Genomic DNA, 16,420 nt, shown 5'->3' on the forward strand with positions numbered 1-16,420 from the left:
ATAACGATGGCGGAAGCGACAACTCCACATGATGCGGTTTTTAAAACTTTCCTCTCCTGCGTGGAGACCGCGCGGGATTTTATTAAAATCCACCTGCCGCCCTCATTACTTGAGATTTGCAAACTGGATACGCTTCGCCTGGAACCCGGTAACTTTGTAGAAGATGATCTTCGCCCTTATTTCAGCGACATTCTGTATTCTCTGGAAACCACCAGCGGTCGTGGCTATGTACATGTCCTGATTGAACATCAAAGCTCACCTGACAAACTTATGTCGTTTCGCTTGATGCGCTATGCCGTGGCGGCAATGCACCAACACCTGCAAGCTGGCTACAAAACTCTACCGCTGGTTATCCCAGTGCTCTTTTATCATGGACAACAAAGTCCCTATAAAGGCGCCATGAACTGGCTGGATCACTTTGACGATGCGGATGCTGCCCGGAAGCTGTACAGCAATGCGTTTCCACTGGTAGATATTACGGTCATACCTGATGATGAGATTATGCAGCATCGTAGTATGGCCGCGCTGACGCTGGTGCAAAAACACATCCGCCAGCGTGATATGGTGTTGTTGCTGGATAAACTGACTCATCTGTTTATGCTAAAGGAGATGAGCGGACAACAAATAACCGTGCTGGTAAACTACATGGTGCAGGCAGGGAATACGCAAGATGTTCGAACATTACTGTATGAGCTGGCACAGCGCGTGCCGCAGCATGGAGAAAAACTGATGACAATAGCGGAGCAACTTCGGGAAGAGGGCAAACACATTGCCCTGTTAGATGTCGCAAAAGCAATGCTAAAGCGAGGTTTTGAAATCGAAGCAATTATGGAAATGACCGGTCTTTCACAGGATGAATTGCGGCAACTCCAGAATTAAAGAGCATTACCCGCGCGGAGGCCTCCGGCGGGTAACAGGCTTAACGCGAAATAATCAGGTGAATGCCGAAACCGGCAAACAACGCACCGGCAAAACCGTCGATCCACTTCGCCAGACGCTGATAACCGCGACGCATTTTCGGTAGCGCGAACAGGCTGGCAACCACGGTAAACCAGGCCAGCGTTTCCACGATAATCAACGCGAAAATACCCCAGCGCGCGGCTACGCCGACGTTATCGCCAACGAACAGTGAAAAGACCGATCCGAAATAGATGATCGCTTTCGGGTTCGCCAGGTTCGTCAGCAAACCTTTCACAAAGCTACGACCGCTTTGCGCCAGTTCAATCTGCGGCGCAGGCGCGGCGACGTCCTGTTTTTTTAGCGCGCCACGCAGCATCTGATAGCCCATCCAGCACAGGTACAAACCACCACCCACCATAATGATGGTATGCAGCCAGGCCATTTTCTCGATAATCAGATGCAGGCCGAGCAACGCAACGCCCGCCCAAACCATGACACCGCAGGTAATACCCAGCACGCCCATCATTGCTTCCTTGCGCGAGCGGCTCACGGCGGTTTGAGAGACAAAGAAAAAGTCCGGTCCAGGACTCATTAACGCAACGATATGCACCATCGCTACGGTGAGAAATAGCATCAACATAAAAATGACTCGCGGGGGAATAGTTTACCGAGTCACCATCCTGGCACTTTTTTACCTGGCTGACTACTCTTCGTCGTCACCATCGACATGCGCGCGGATCAGCGCCATAAACTCTTTACCGAAACGCTCCAGCTTGCGCATGCCGACGCCGTTAACGCTCAGCATTTCGCTCGGCGAAACCGGCATCTGTTCGGCCATTTCAATCAGCGTCGCATCGTTAAAGACGACATACGGCGGGATATTCTCTTCATCGGCAATGGCCTTACGCAATTTGCGCAGTTTGGCGAACAGTTTGCGATCGTAATTGCCGCCGAAGGATTTCTGCATCACTCGCGGCTTCAACGCGACGATACGCGGCACGGCAAGCTGCAACGGCACTTCGCCACGCAGCACCGGACGCGCCGCTTCGGTTAACTGCAACGCCGAATGTTGGGCAATATTCTGCGTAACCATACCCAGATGAATAAGCTGACGAATCACGCTGACCCAGTGCTCATGGCTCTGATCGCGACCAATGCCGTACACCGGCAATTTGTCATGAGCTAAATCGCGGATACGCTGATTGTTCGCGCCGCGCAATACTTCCACCACATAGCCCATACCAAAACGCTGATTAACGCGATAAATCGTCGACAGGGCTTTACGCGCATCCATCAGGCCGTCGTACTGTTTTGGCGGGTCGAGGCAAATATCGCAGTTGCCGCAGGGTTCCTGCCGACCTTCGCCAAAGTAGTTCAGCAGCACCAGACGACGACAGGTCTGCGCTTCGGCAAACGCCCCCATCGCGTTCAGCTTATGCCGTTCAATATCCTGTAGCTGCCCGGCGGGTTTCTCCTCCAGACAGCGGCGCAGCCACGCCATATCAGCCGGATCGTAGAACAGCATCGCCTCTGCGGGCAGGCCGTCACGCCCGGCGCGGCCGGTTTCCTGATAGTAGGATTCAATATTGCGGGGAATATCAAAATGCACCACAAAACGCACGTTAGGTTTGTTAATGCCCATACCAAATGCGACGGTCGCCACGACGATTTGCAGATCGTCGCGCTGGAACTTCTCCTGCACATCGGCGCGCACGTTATTTTCCAGACCGGCATGATACGCCGCCGCGCTGATGCCGCGACTTTGCAGACGTGCGGCGGTGTCCTCCACCTTCGCCCGGCTGTTACAGTAGATGATACCGGACTTGCCGCGCTGTTCCTGCACATAGCGCATCAGCTGATCGAGCGGCTTAAATTTCTCCATCAGCATGTAGCGAATGTTCGGACGGTCAAAGCTGCTGATCTGGATTAACGGATCGTTCAGCCCCAGCAGGCGAACAATATCCAGTCGGGTGGTGTCATCTGCGGTGGCGGTCAACGCCATAAACGGCAGGGAAGGAAAACGCTGGCGGAGCTGACCGAGCGCGGCGTATTCCGGGCGGAAGTCATGCCCCCACTGCGAGATACAGTGCGCTTCATCGACGGCCAGTAAGACCGGGTTCCAGTGCGCCAGATGCTCAAGGAAGTTATCCAGCATCAGGCGCTCCGGTGCAATATACAGCAGGCGAACCTGCCCGGTTCGGCAACCGGCCATCACCTCATGCTGCTGTTCACGGCTCTGCGTCGAGTTCAGGCACGCCGCCGCCACGCCGTTTGCCAGCAGCTGGTCAACCTGATCTTTCATCAGGGAGATAAGCGGCGAAACGACAACGGTGAGTCCGTTAAGCAGTAAGGCTGGAATCTGGTAACACAGGGATTTGCCGCCGCCGGTCGGCATGACGACCAGGCAATCACGACCCGAGACGACCGTCTCAATGATCTCTTCCTGGCCTGGGCGAAACTGTTGGTAGCCAAAGGTTTCCTGTAAAACCTGTTTAGCCCCCAATTCCAGATTCAACACTTCCGCCTGCGCCACATTAACCCCGTTTGCCTGAAATAAAAACAGGCGCTATTTTCAGCGCCTGCGAAAGAAACTGCAATGTTTTAAACACAATCATTGCGCAGATCAGAATATGTCATTCAGCATAACACCCACGCCGACACGCGTCTGATTAAAGTTATAGTCGATTAACGATTCGCCATAGCCACTGTATACCTGGGTATAGAGACGCACATGTTTCGTCATCGGGTAACTTAACCCCACTTCCGCCCCGCCGTAACCGGTATTCCAGTTGTACTGGCCCTTCGCACTCAGCACCGCATCTCCCAGGTGATAGCCGATTTTAAGCTGATAGTAGCCCATATATTTAGTGATATCGGGGTTATCGCCGGTGCCGCCAACGACGTACCACGGTTTCACTTCCATCAGCCAGTTACCGTTTTGCGCCATCAGACGCGTATACAGGCGGTTCCAGCTCCGCGAAGTCGGATCGGAACGCCCGTTGGAGTTATGGTTATACCCCATCTCCACATCGCGCAGCGTCCAGCCTGCAAAGTGGTAATCCGTGGCAAAGCCGAGGAACAACTGCGGTTCGTAGTTAGTCTCACGAAACGGCGAGGACTCTTCGCTGTTGGACAACTGCCACCAGGATTTCTGCGTGTACGACGCCCCCAGCACCGAGTTTGGCCCAACAATCCCACGCCAGAACGGGAAGGCCAGGCTCAGCTGAAACTTCACTTCGTCTTTGCGCGCGTTTTCAGACCAGTTATAAGAGCTGATCGCTTCTTTGTTCAGATCGCTGGTATTGGTGTAGATCAGGTAGTTCGTATCATAAGGATAAAGCGTGAAGGGATTATCATGCACCTGCAACATGTTTGCGATAATACTGCCCTGTACCGCAGGCGCGTCATGAATTTCTTTCACTGTCGCTTCCTGCGCATATACAGCCAATGGCATCATTGCTGCTGGTAATAACCAACCCAAAATCGCCCGCATCGGTCGTGTTCTCCTGAACGCAATAAGTGTTGAATGGTATAATTATCTGCCAGCCATTCTACATACTTACTTAATCCCTGTTTAGTTATCCTCTCTTAAAGTAGAAAACAACAAATAAGAAGCATAATATCAACATTTCATTAACCAATGGAGTGTCTGGATCGTATGTCTTCCGTACTTACCGCTGAGCAGGCCCTGAAACTGGTGGGCGAGATGTTTGTTTACCATATGCCTTTTAACCGGGCATTAGGACTGGAGCTGGAACGCTATGAAAAGGAGTTTGCCCAACTGGCCTTTAACAATCAGCCGATGATGGTAGGCAACTGGGCGCAAAGTATTTTACACGGCGGAGTGATCGCCTCCGCGCTGGACGTCGCCGCCGGACTGGTGTGCGTGGGCAGCACGCTGACCCGCCATGAGACCATCAGCGAAGACGAGCTACGCCAGCGCATGTCGCGTATGGGAACTATCGATCTGCGCGTTGACTACCTGCGCCCGGGCAGAGGCAACCGCTTTACCGCCACCAGCAGCCTGTTGCGCGCGGGCAATAAAGTTGCTGTGGCGCGTGTGGAACTGCACAACGAAGAACAGCTTTACATTGCCAGTGCGACCGCAACTTATATGGTGGGATAAAAACAGGTAAACTGTTGTTACATTTCTGATATGAGTTTTCCCGATGGATGCTAAGCAAACGCGGCAGGGCGTGTTACTCGCTCTTGCCGCCTATTTTATTTGGGGCATCGCACCCGCGTACTTCAAACTGATTTACTACGTGCCCGCAGACGAGATCCTGACGCACCGCGTGATCTGGTCATTTTTCTTTATGATCGCGCTGATGAGCATCAGCCGCCAGTGGTCCGGCGTTAAAACGCTGCTGCAAACGCCGAAGAAAATTTTCATGCTGGCGCTGTCAGCCGTGCTGATCGGTGGAAACTGGCTGCTCTTTATCTGGGCGGTCAATAACCACCATATGCTGGAAGCCAGCCTCGGGTATTTTATTAACCCGCTGGTTAACATTCTGCTGGGAATGCTGTTCCTCGGCGAGCGCTTCCGTCGTATGCAGTGGCTGGCGGTGATTCTGGCGGCCTGCGGCGTACTGGTGCAGCTCTGGACCTTCGGCTCTCTGCCGATCATCGCTCTGGGGCTGGCGTTTAGCTTTGCGTTTTACGGCCTGGTACGTAAGAAGATTGCGGTTGAAGCACAAACGGGGATGCTGATCGAAACGCTGTGGCTATTGCCGGTCGCCGCGATTTATCTGTTTGGCATCGCGGATAGCCCAACCAGCCATATGGGGCAGAATCCGCTGTCGCTGAATCTGTTGCTGATTGCGGCAGGTATCGTCACCACGGTACCGCTGCTGTGCTTTACTGGGGCGGCGACGCGCCTGCGCCTCTCCACGCTGGGTTTTTTCCAGTACATTGGCCCAACCCTGATGTTCCTGCTGGCCGTGACGTTCTATGGAGAAATACCGGGCGCCGATAAGATGGTGACGTTCGCCTTTATTTGGGTGGCGCTGGCGATTTTTGTGATGGATGCGATTTATACACAAAGACGCAAAGTTCGAGGATAAAAGCGTGCCGGTGGCGCGTCGCTTATCCGGCCTACGGGATCGGTAGGCCCGGTAAGCGACGCGCCACCGGGCGCAATATTACAGCCAGTTCTTACGCTTGAAGTACAAATACGGCGCCAGACCCGCAAGGATCATAAAGATAATCGCGCCAGGGTAACCAAAGCTCCACTTCAGCTCCGGCATAAACTCAAAGTTCATCCCATAGCTGGACGCCACCAGCGTCGGCGGCAGGAATACCACGGATACCACCGAGAAGATCTTGATAATGCGGTTCTGCTCGATGTTGATGAAGCCCATCGCCGCCTGCATCAGGAAGTTCACCTTCTGGAACAGGGATTCGTTGTGCGGCAGCAGGGACTCGATATCGCGCAGGATCTCACGCGCCTGCTCCAGTTGCCCCCCCGGAAGACGCGCCTTGCGTACCAGGAAGTTAAGCGCGCGCTGGGTATCCATCAGACATAAGCGAACTTTCCAGCCGATATCTTCCAGCTCTGCCAGCGTGGAGAGCGCTTCGTCATATTCATCGCCCTGATGCCCTTCCATGATCACGCGGCTCAGCTCTTCCAGATCGCTATAGATGTTTTCAATTTCATCCGCCAGCTGTTCGATTTTGGTTTCAAACAGGTCGAGCAGTAATTCATAGGCATTGCCGTCCACCATCGCCTGGTTACGGGCGCGCATACGGTACAAGCGGAAAGCGGGCAGTTCGCGTTCACGCAGCGTAAACAGGCGGCCATCGCGAATGGTGAATGCCACCGTGGAGTTACCGGCGTGGTCTTCCGCATCTTCGAAAAAGAAAAAGGAGTGGATGTGCAGCCCGTCTTCGTCTTCAAAGAAACGCGCGGATGCTTCGATGTCTTCCAGTTCAGGACGTGTCGCCAGGCTTTGGCCCAGCTCAGATTGTACGCGCAGTCGCTCGTCGTCGTCCGGTTCGACCAAATCGACCCATACGGCATCAATCAGGGTTTGTGACTCTTCGACTTCCAGCCGGGTCAGTCGATTATTTTCCAGTTGAAATGCGCTCAGCATGACCGGGACTCCCAATGCTTAAAAATATCGGACAGTTCGGGTGGGCACACAGAAACAAATTGGGTTTCAGACCATTAAACAGCCTGACTCAGCGCGACGGGAAAAAGAGAAGGTCGCTGACAACCGCTAAGGCTATCAGCAAAAAGGGATAGCCTTAGGAGTTGATCCTGAATGACAGGATAATGAGCCAGCATCTACTGGGTGTGTCCAAGGCGAATGTCCTCTTAGCGTAATCGTGCGCGCATGTTACGCCAGCAAAAATTTGACGTCAACACGCAACGAAACACGAAAAAGTAATAATTTCCCCTTATGCAAAAATGTTAGCAGAGGGGAGTTATTTATCTATGATATTCAGAATATTAACCGACAGATAGCCGGATGGCGGCTTCGCCTTATCCGGCCTACAAATCAAAATGTTACCCGGTCTGTAGGCCGGATAAGACGCGCCAGCGTCGCCATCCGGCAAAGCCAAACCGATTAAACCGTTTCCAGTCTGGCATAGGCCGCTACCAGCCATTTGATCCCCTGCCCCTGGAACGCGACCTGTAACCGGCTGTGCTCGCCGCTGCCTTCCAGATTGACGATCGTGCCCTCACCGAATTTCGGGTGACGCACGCGCTGTCCCAGCTTGTACCCGGTGTCGTTTTCCGCCATCGGGGTTCCCATCCGCTGGTGACTCACCGGACGACTGACCGTGGCACGCAGCCGCACTTCTTCCACACAGTCTTCCGGCAATTCGCCGATAAAGCGCGACGGGCGGTGGTAGACCTCTTTGCCATACAGACGGCGGGTTTCCGCATAGGTCAACGTCAGCTTCTGCATCGCGCGGGTTACGCCGACGTAGGCCAGGCGACGCTCTTCTTCAAGACGCCCGCCTTCATCCAGCGACATCTGGCTGGGGAACATCCCCTCTTCCATGCCGACGATGAACACCTGCGGAAACTCCAGCCCTTTCGCCGAGTGCAAGGTCATCAGTTGAACCGCATCCTGCCACGTATCCGCCTGCCCTTCGCCCGCTTCCAGCGCGGCGTGAGAGAGAAACGCCTGCAACGGCATCAGGTCTTCATCTTCTTCGTTGTAGCTGAACTGGCGCGTCGCCGTCACCAGTTCTTCTAAGTTCTCAATACGCGTCTGGCCTTTCTCGCCTTTTTCCTGCTCGTACATCATGCGCAGACCCGAGTCTTTAATCACCCGATCGGTCTGAACATGCAGCGGCATATCTGCCGTCTCCTGCGCCAGCGCGTCAATTAGCTCGATAAAGCGTTGCAGGGCGCTTGCGGCGCGGCCAGCCAGCGCTTTCTCCTGCAACAGCTCGCGGCACGCCTGCCACAAGGTTAACTGACGGTCGCGCGAGGTCTGGCGCACAACGTCCAGCGTGCGATCGCCAATACCGCGCGTCGGGGTGTTCACCACGCGCTCAAACGCCGCATCATCATTACGATTGGCGATCAGGCGCAGATAGGAGAGCGCATCTTTAATTTCCTGACGTTCGAAGAAGCGCATACCGCCATAAATACGGTACGGCATACTGGCCTGCAACAGCGCCTCTTCCAGTACGCGCGACTGGGCGTTGCTGCGATAGAGAATGGCGCACTGTTCCAGCGCCCCGCCGTTGTCCTGCCAGGTTTTGATGCGGTTAACAACAAAACGCGCCTCATCCAGCTCATTAAACGCGCAATACAGTGAAATCGGCTCGCCATCAATACCATCGGTCCACAGCTTTTTCCCCAGACGGCCATTGTTGTTTTCAATCAGGGTGTTCGCCGCGCTGAGGATGTTGCTGGTCGAGCGGTAATTCTGCTCCAGACGAATGGTTTCCGCGCCCGGGAAATCCTTGAGGAAACGCTGGATGTTCTCTACCTGCGCTCCACGCCAGCCGTAAATAGACTGGTCATCATCGCCGACGATCATCACTTTGCCGGTATCGCCTGCCAGCAGACGGATCCACGCGTACTGGATGTTGTTGGTATCCTGGAATTCGTCCACCAGGATATTGGTAAAACGTTCGCGGTAGTGCTGAAGGATATGCGGCTTGTTGAGCCACAGTTCATGCGCGCGCAGCAGCAGTTCGGCAAAGTCCACCAGCCCTGCGCGATCGCACGCTTCCTGATAGGCCTGGTAAACCTTCTGCCAGGTCTGCTCCACCGGGTTGCCGTAGCTCTGAATATGGTGCGGACGCAGCCCTTCGTCTTTCTGGCTGTTGATGTACCACATTGCCTGACGCGGCGGCCACTGCTTCTCGTCAAGGTTCATCGCTTTAATAAGGCGCTTGAGCAGGCGCAGCTGATCTTCGCTGTCGAGGATCTGGAAATCCTGCGGCAGGTTGGCGTCCATATGGTGCGCGCGCAGCAGACGGTGCGCCAGACCGTGGAAGGTGCCGACCCACATCCCGCCCTGCGTGGTTCCCATTAACTGACCGATACGGTGGCGCATTTCCGCCGCCGCCTTATTGGTGAAGGTAACGGCCATAATGGAATAGGGTGAATTATTCTCTACGCTCAGCAGCCAGGCGATACGGTGCACCAGCACGCGGGTTTTGCCGCTCCCCGCTCCCGCCAGCACCAGCATGTTGCTACGTGGCGCAGCCACCGCTTCGCGCTGTTTATCATTAAGGCTTTCGAGCAGGTAAGAAACGTCCATTGGCACCGCCGCGTAAAAGTGTGTTGGGCGGATAAGCGCAGCGCCATCCGCCAAAAAGCTGGGTATATATACAATACTGCTGGTGATTATATCAGCGAGGTCAAAGATGCCAACCGTGAAATTTCGATATGCGGCAGTAAACGGCTGTCAGTGGTCTGCATCAGGTCGGCATTTTCCGGTTTGATCCAGCAGGCCTGCATTCCACAGCGGATCGCCCCGGCGACATCGGTCGTCAGATCGTCGCCGACGTGGAGGATCTCGCCGATCGGCATGTTGAGCTTCTCCGCCGCCAGAGAGTACATGTCGCTGAACGGTTTAGAGCGCCCGTCCGGGCCTGCGCGCAGCACAAATTCGAAGTAATCGCCCAGCCCAAACAGTTCCGGCTGCGCATTGCCGTTAGTAATGGCCACCAGCGGCCATTTTTTTGCAAGCCGCTTCAGCGTGTCATGCGTCACTTGCGGAACATCGATACAGCTGCGCCACTTTGCGAAATTGATCATCGCGGCGTTCGCCCCCGCCATTGCCTCTTCCGCTGACAGGCCTGCTTCCAGCATGGCGCGCTCCACGGCGCGATGACGCCATCGCGTCACATCATGATAAATTTCCGGCTCTGCTTCGCGTACCGCCTGACGCAGGCGATACAGGTCGGCATTCTGCAATGTACGCAGCGCAGGATGGTAGTTTTGCACAAAGGTGAGCGCTTCCTGCTCGGTGCGCAGGATAACCGGACGGTTATCATAAAGGGTGTCATCCAGATCGAACGTGAGTGCTGAGATGTGTCCCAAAGGCCGGTAAAAACGCATTATTTCCCCCGTTTGGCGCGTGGATGCGCCGCATCGTACACCGAGGCCAGGTGTTGAAAATCAAGATGAGTATAGATTTGCGTGGTAGACAAATTGGCATGGCCTAACAGCTCCTGCACGCCGCGCAGGTCGCCGCTCGACTCCAGCATATGGGTCGCGAACGAGTGACGCAGTTTATGCGGATGGACATGGCTGTTCAGCCCTTGCTTAATGCCCCACTCCGCAAACCGTTTTTGTACATTGCGCGCGGAGATCCGTTTCCCGAGCTTCGAGAGAAACAGCGCATCGTCATCGCTGCCGAACAGGCCGCGCAGATCCAGCCAATGCTCAATCCACGCCACCGCATTGCGGCCAATGGGCAGACGCCGTTCTTTGTTGCCCTTCCCCATCACCCACACTTCGCCCGTATCGAGATCGAGGTGTTTGATGTCTAACCCCACCAGTTCAGACAAACGCAACCCCGAGCCATACATCACCTCCAGCATCGCCCGATCGCGCACGGCAAGCGGATCGTTAAGGTCGATATCCAGCAGGCGGTTGATATCATCCACGTCGATATTTTTCGGCAGGTGACGAGGCGCTTTCGGCGCAGAGACGCCTTTCGCCGGATTAGCGTTGAGTTCACCCTGGCTCACCAGCCAGTCAAAGAAACTGCGTAAAGCAGAGAGGCGCAACGCCAGGCTGGCGGGCCCTAACCCTTTACGGCGGCTGCGTACCGCGAAAGCGCGCACCATCGCAGCGTCACATTGTTGCCAGCTTTGCAGACCGGTTTCTCCGGCTAAAACGATAATGGCATCAAGCTGACGCTGATAGTTCAGTAGCGTGATGGGGCTAAGTTGCCGTTCTACGCCCAGGTAACGCAAGAAGCGCGCAACGTCCTGAGAAAGCGATAATTCGGTCATACACGTTCAATCCAGCGCTCCAGCAGTTCCGGCAACATCAAGGCGATTTCTTGCAGTAACTGTGTCCCCTGCCCCTGCTGGTAATGATGCACATCACGGCTACTGAAGAGTATGACCCCCAGATCGCCATCGCGCCCCAGCATCGACATCGCCACCGAGCCAATCGCTTTGGCTTCAGGCAGCACCACCAGCAGTTCCGGGCCATTCAATGGGCCAAGATAGTGTTGCGCCTGCCCCAGACGCTGGATACGCAGCGGTTCAAAGGCCTGACGGCTTAACGCCAGATGGGTATGATTCGACGGCGCGCCGAGTCGCCAGCGATCGGGAAACAGCCGGATGGTCGCGCCCGCCAGCCCCAGCTCCCGCGCCCAGCGATGAAAACGCATCAGCATTTCATCCAGGCTACTGGCGGAAACCAGCCGTCCCTGCAAATGCAGCAGACGGTAGAACAGGCTTTCGTTGGCATTCGCCTGTTCCATTAGCAGCGTCATATTCTCTTCAAGAACATGGATATGATTCCGTGCGCGGGCCATGTGCCACTCAACAAGCGACACCGTACCCCGCACGGGATGCGGAACGCGCATCGCCTCAACGGCGCGCGCATTACGGATAAAAAACTCAGGGTTACGCAGTAGATAATCGACGACCGCCCGGTCGTCCAGTTCCATCTGTGTTTCCTGTAGTTCTTCCCCTGGTTGCTTCATAGATGAATAAATCCGTCGTAGACATGTGCCGCCGGGCCAGTCATATACAACGGATGACCCGGGCCTTTCCAGGCGATATCAAGGCGACCGCCAGGTAATTCCACGCGTACTTCTTCTGCCAGCAAACCCTGCTGAATGCCCACCGCAACGGCGGCGCATGCGCCGCTGCCGCAGGCCTGAGTTTCTCCTGCCCCACGTTCATAAACGCGTAATCGGATATGCTCGCGCTTCACAACCTGCATAAACCCAATATTCGCTCGTTCTGGAAAACGTTCATGGCTTTCCAGAACCGGTCCCAGCGTTTCGACTGCCGCCGTGTCGATATTATCGACCTGAATCACGCAGTGCGGGTTCCCCATTGAAACCACGCCGCACAATATTGTCTGCTCGGCCGCTCGCATAATATAGGTCTTTTCCGCTTTGTTGGCGCGAAAAGGAACCTGCGCGGGTTCAAAGTTTGGCTCACCCATGTTCACCCGCACCAGTTCATCATCAGTGACACTCAGCACCATCCGGCCATTGGCCGTGCTGACGCGGATATCGCGCTTATTGGTCAGTCCTTTCAGACGCACAAATCGCGCAAAGCAGCGGGCGCCGTTACCGCACTGCGACACTTCGCTGCCATCGGCGTTGAAGATGCGGTAATGAAAATCCAGTTCAGGATCGTAAGGAGGCTCGACAACCAGAAGCTGGTCGAACCCCACGCCCAGATGCCTGTCTGACAGGCGGCGGATCAACTCCGGCGAGAAAAAGACATTCTGCGTTACCGCGTCGACGACCATAAAATCGTTGCCAAGGCCATGCATTTTAGAGAATTGCATCATTCACTCCATTTACGCGGGGACAGAAACGTACCGTCAATAGTTCACCTGAGAAGGGCCGTCTCCCGTAGCGCGATCGTTTTGATCGGGCGTCGTCGATTGGATTTGCGAATCAACCTCATGCGTCGGCGGCGGCGCGTTTTTGTCAGCAGGTGGAAAATAGAGCGGGCCTTTCAGACCGCAGCCGGTCAGGCTGAACAGAGTGAGAAGTACAGCGAGTGCCTGAAACACATTTTTCATTATGGATTGCCTGTAAGTTCATGCTTTCTGTTTTCTATCATCGCAGGAGAAGACGTAAAAGCAAGAGTTGGCTGAAAACTGCATCATGAATTCTTCCAGGTTATACTGCCGCCATCACGTAAAAAACGGGAAACAACAATGAACGACAGTGAATTTCATCGCCTCACAGACACCCTGTGGATGACCATTGAAGAACGTCTGGACGACTGGGACGGCGACAGCGATATCGACTGCGAAATCAACGGCGGCGTGCTAACCATTACCTTTGAAAACGGCAGCAAAATCATCATCAACCGTCAGGAGCCACTGCACCAGGTATGGCTGGCGACCAAACAGGGCGGCTACCATTTTGACCTGAAAGGCGACGAATGGATTTGCGATCGCAGCGGCGAAACCTTCTGGGATCTGCTGGAGCAGGCCGCGACACAACAGGCTGGAGAAGCGGTGAGCTTCCGCTAAGTTTTATTGCCGGATGGCGCTGCGCTTATCCGGCCTACGTATCTCGCGTCATTTGTAACACCGCCATCCGGCATCATGTTCACGAGAAATACTGCTGTAACAGCGGCGCGTCGTTGTCCTGGTTTGCCAGTGGCACGGCGCTTATGGGCTGGGTACGGAACGGAATGACCTGCTCGCGACCGTCGGTATTCACAATCTGGTAGAACTGCGGCAGGTTGAAGTTGATGAAGCTGGAGCCGTAGGTGAAGCGATCGTGCGACGACGAATAAAAGCGGCTCACGTCGCGTACCAGCTCTTCTTTGCTGCCTTCGCAGTGGTGATACACTTCCGCCCGGTTACTCTCGTCCAGAATATAAATATTAAAGCCTTTCTCATCGCCGGTTTCTTCAAAGAAGAACTGGATGATCCCTTCGCTGGCGAACCCATCCACCACCGACGGTAATTTCACATGGTTGGTCTCAACCTGAACGGAAAGTCCGTGAAGTTTGTTGTGCGAAATCGCGCCGTAAAACTCAATGGCGTTTTCCAGTTTCTGCACCGAAACATTCAGGCGCTCGAAGAACAGCCCCCAGGTTTGGCCCGAAACGCGCAGCGCTTTAAAACGTCCGGTTTCCTGGCGGGTGCTGGAGAGACGCAGTTCAATGCACTCGGAGACCAGTTGCTGTACGCGGGTGCGGATCAAGCCGCGCAGATGCTGGCTATAGCAGAACACTTCCACGCTGTCCGGCGGCGCGGCATCCTGGTGCATTTTGCCGAGAATCGTTTTCAGCGCTTCAATCATCGCCTGTTCGCCGTTGAAGTGCAGGGTACGCACTTCGTTCCACGAGTTGCGATACAACAGGTCGACACTGCCGACCAGGCAGTTTTGCTCTTCGCCAAAGCTGAAGACATCCAGCTTACGGAAATCAAAATGCACCACCTGATTGCGGAACGCCGCCGTCGGGTCATATTCAAGGTTAACGATGATCGCCAGATGGCGAATTTCACACGGACTGTAGAGCGCTTTCGGCGTTGGCGCAGGCAAACGCAGCGGGAAATGGTGCGACACATCGGCCACCATCTCCTGCAACTTAGGCAGGTCCACAATGCCGTTGCCCTTAATAAACAGGTGGGTACGCGACGTCAGCAAACCGTTAAACCAGGCCCACGCCACCAGTTTGTTCAGATAGCGGTTATATTCCAGCGGCTGATGGCTGATGATCGAATCCATGTTCGGCGCACGGTTGTAGAGATACCAGCCAGAACGGTTGGCCCGGCCCGGCGGCACATGGATAAAGGTCAGGTTCGGTTCGGAGAGATCCGGTGAAATCTGCGGGTTCACCAGCGTCACTTTGCCCGGCAGGGCTTCAAATGCGGCATACAGTTTACGCGTCAGCACGCCAATATCCTGCGGGCTGGCGCTAACGCTGAGATTGTTACGGCGGGCAAAACGGATCAGATTACGATAGCTCTGCATCATGGCGTCGAGCAGTTCGTTATGCGCTTCGCGTACCTGATCGATCTTCCAGTTCGCCCGGTTGTCGAGCATTGTCAGACGAGCGTCGTCCCATCCCCACTCGTTCACTAACTGACTTAACACTTCACGACGCCAGCCAACGCAGGCGCGTTCGCGGCTCAGTTTCTCACACACTTTTAAGTAGAAACATCGACGGACTAAATCAAGACGCGTCGGATCTTCGATAGCCGTGAGGTATTCGGTCACGCGTTCCAGCATCATGCAATACGGGTCGAGACCAAACGAAACGATCTCGCCGTCATGCAGGCGCTGTTTAATGTCTTTCGCCAACAGGCGCGGATTGGGATATTCCCAGGAGTAGGCTTCCAGCAGCAGCGTTTTCAGCACCGCTTTGTACGGGGAATCGATACTCTTGTACAACTGCCAGAGGCTGGCGCCAAAGTACTCTTCGGCGGAGAGCGAGCTTAATCCGCCCAGATCCAGCCATTCGTTTGGCGTGAGGACACCCTGCGCGTAAAGCGTCATGACGTAGTCGTCGTAATGCTCTTCTTCGTCGCACGGCACCATATTCCACAGAATACGCTTACCGGCCAGACGCACAGCGGTGCGATAAAATTCGTCGAGCAGCAGGATGTGCTGCGTCGAGCCGCAGTCTTCACCACCCAGACTGCCGCTTTCATTATGGCGGAAACGGTTTTCGTCGATCAGGAAGAAGCTGACTTCCACGCCCAGCGAAGCGGCCCAGCTTTCCAGCAGGCTGCATTTACGTTGCAGCAACTGGCGCTCTTCGCTATCAAGCCAGGACTGGTGGCAGACCCAGATATCCAGGTCAGAAGAACAGCTTTGCCCTACTGAAGATGTACTGCCCATTGAGTACACGCCGGTGATCGGCAGCTCGCCTTTCGGCGGGTCCTGCGTGGACATACCCCGGTACAGTTCAAGTTCATTCAGGTAGTGGCGTTGGGTTTCATCAGGCGTGTAAAAGCATATGCCCTTGGGAACGTTACCGTCGAGGTAACCCGGCATCAGCGGATTATGGTAGTGCAATAATGTCGGCAGCAGACTGTATACCTGCTGGAAGGCAGGGCCCATGGCAGCAAGCGCGCGATCCACACGCAATTGATTGATGGCATCCAGTCTCTGTTTCAAAGTCTCAATATAGAGGTACAAGACGTATCGCCTGATGTTGCTACCCGTCATGCGTCTGATTGCCATCGCGAGTGCGGACAACCAAACCATTCGGGATAAACCGTATGTCAAAAATAACCGTTACCTTTTTCATCCTTCTCCCCATTAAGGGGTAAAGACGAAAAAATGGTCTAAAACGTGATCAATTTAACACCTTGCTCATTGACCGTAAAGAAAGATGCACTACATACAAGTGTAGCACCGTTAGCTGCGTG

The 16,420-nt window shown here is 54.7% G+C and carries 16 protein-coding genes; 4 read left to right on the forward strand and 12 right to left on the reverse strand.

What is annotated here, in order from left to right; all coding sequences use genetic code 11:
• Window positions 1–6 precede the first annotated feature (6 nt).
• Window positions 7–879: an Rpn family recombination-promoting nuclease/putative transposase gene (locus FD428_RS21160; protein WP_047459979.1), complete on the forward strand. Its 873-nt coding sequence runs from the start codon at window positions 7–9 to the stop codon at window positions 877–879.
• 40 nt (window positions 880–919) lie between these two features.
• On the opposite strand, the gene rhtC is transcribed toward FD428_RS21160, so the two are convergent.
• From rhtC to pldA, 3 genes are all read right to left on the reverse strand, one after another.
• On the reverse strand, window positions 920–1,540 hold the full coding sequence (gene rhtC, locus FD428_RS21165; protein WP_012131165.1) for a threonine export protein RhtC: 621 nt from the start codon (window positions 1,538–1,540) through the stop codon (window positions 920–922).
• Between the two features lie 63 nt (window positions 1,541–1,603).
• The gene (recQ, locus tag FD428_RS21170) at window positions 1,604–3,433 is read right to left on the reverse strand and encodes an ATP-dependent DNA helicase RecQ (RefSeq protein WP_012131164.1); all 1,830 of its coding nucleotides are present in this window, start codon (window positions 3,431–3,433) and stop codon (window positions 1,604–1,606) included.
• Window positions 3,434–3,523: 90 nt separating this feature from the next.
• Window positions 3,524–4,393, reverse strand: coding sequence for a phospholipase A (gene pldA / locus FD428_RS21175; RefSeq protein ID WP_047459983.1), 870 nt, complete (start codon window positions 4,391–4,393; stop codon window positions 3,524–3,526).
• A gap of 165 nt (window positions 4,394–4,558) precedes the next feature.
• Between pldA and yigI the strand changes: the two genes are divergently transcribed.
• Both yigI and rarD read left to right on the forward strand, forming a co-directional pair.
• On the forward strand, window positions 4,559–5,026 hold the full coding sequence (gene yigI, locus FD428_RS21180; RefSeq protein WP_024130101.1) for an acyl-CoA thioesterase YigI: 468 nt from the start codon (window positions 4,559–4,561) through the stop codon (window positions 5,024–5,026).
• 43 nt (window positions 5,027–5,069) lie between these two features.
• Entirely contained in the window at window positions 5,070–5,963 is an 894-nt protein-coding gene (gene rarD / locus FD428_RS21185) for an EamA family transporter RarD (RefSeq protein ID WP_012131161.1), read from the forward strand.
• Between the two features lie 78 nt (window positions 5,964–6,041).
• On the opposite strand, the gene corA is transcribed toward rarD, so the two are convergent.
• From corA to FD428_RS21220, 8 genes are all read right to left on the reverse strand, one after another.
• The gene (gene corA, locus FD428_RS21190; RefSeq protein ID WP_012131160.1) at window positions 6,042–6,992 is read right to left on the reverse strand and encodes a magnesium/cobalt transporter CorA; all 951 of its coding nucleotides are present in this window, start codon (window positions 6,990–6,992) and stop codon (window positions 6,042–6,044) included.
• 154 nt (window positions 6,993–7,146) lie between these two features.
• Window positions 7,147–7,203 (reverse strand): YsgD/CorL family protein, encoded by a 57-nt coding sequence (gene ysgD / locus FD428_RS21890; RefSeq protein WP_213164972.1) that lies wholly within the window; start codon window positions 7,201–7,203, stop codon window positions 7,147–7,149.
• A 266-nt stretch (window positions 7,204–7,469) separates the two neighbouring features.
• Complete coding sequence (gene uvrD / locus FD428_RS21195) at window positions 7,470–9,632, reverse strand: DNA helicase II (RefSeq protein WP_110494856.1); 2,163 nt, start codon at window positions 9,630–9,632, stop codon at window positions 7,470–7,472.
• 86 nt (window positions 9,633–9,718) lie between these two features.
• Window positions 9,719–10,435: a 5-amino-6-(5-phospho-D-ribitylamino)uracil phosphatase YigB gene (gene yigB / locus FD428_RS21200; RefSeq protein ID WP_110494857.1), complete on the reverse strand. Its 717-nt coding sequence runs from the start codon at window positions 10,433–10,435 to the stop codon at window positions 9,719–9,721.
• Window positions 10,435–11,337 carry a tyrosine recombinase XerC gene (xerC, locus tag FD428_RS21205; protein WP_114848753.1) on the reverse strand — a complete coding sequence of 301 codons (903 nt, stop codon included), beginning with the start codon at window positions 11,335–11,337 and terminating at the stop codon, window positions 10,435–10,437. Before xerC ends, yigB begins: the two co-directional genes overlap by 1 nt.
• Entirely contained in the window at window positions 11,334–12,041 is a 708-nt protein-coding gene (locus tag FD428_RS21210; protein ID WP_012131155.1) for a DUF484 domain-containing protein, read from the reverse strand. Before FD428_RS21210 ends, xerC begins: the two co-directional genes overlap by 4 nt.
• Window positions 12,038–12,862, reverse strand: a complete 825-nt coding sequence (gene dapF / locus FD428_RS21215) for a diaminopimelate epimerase (RefSeq protein WP_024130100.1) — start codon at window positions 12,860–12,862, stop codon at window positions 12,038–12,040. The genes FD428_RS21210 and dapF overlap by 4 nt, the downstream gene beginning before the upstream one ends.
• Window positions 12,863–12,898: 36 nt before the next feature.
• Window positions 12,899–13,102, reverse strand: a complete 204-nt coding sequence (locus FD428_RS21220) for a lipoprotein (protein WP_012131153.1) — start codon at window positions 13,100–13,102, stop codon at window positions 12,899–12,901.
• 138 nt (window positions 13,103–13,240) lie between these two features.
• Between FD428_RS21220 and cyaY the strand changes: the two genes are divergently transcribed.
• Entirely contained in the window at window positions 13,241–13,561 is a 321-nt protein-coding gene (gene cyaY, locus FD428_RS21225) for an iron donor protein CyaY (RefSeq protein ID WP_012131152.1), read from the forward strand.
• A gap of 79 nt (window positions 13,562–13,640) precedes the next feature.
• Here cyaY and cyaA read toward each other — a convergent pair whose 3' ends face one another.
• The gene (cyaA, locus tag FD428_RS21230) at window positions 13,641–16,187 is read right to left on the reverse strand and encodes a class I adenylate cyclase (RefSeq protein WP_114848754.1); all 2,547 of its coding nucleotides are present in this window, start codon (window positions 16,185–16,187) and stop codon (window positions 13,641–13,643) included.
• Window positions 16,188–16,420 lie beyond the last annotated feature (233 nt).

This window comes from Citrobacter sp. TBCP-5362 (genome assembly GCF_005406305.1).
Lineage (GTDB): Bacteria > Pseudomonadota > Gammaproteobacteria > Enterobacterales > Enterobacteriaceae > Citrobacter_B > Citrobacter_B koseri.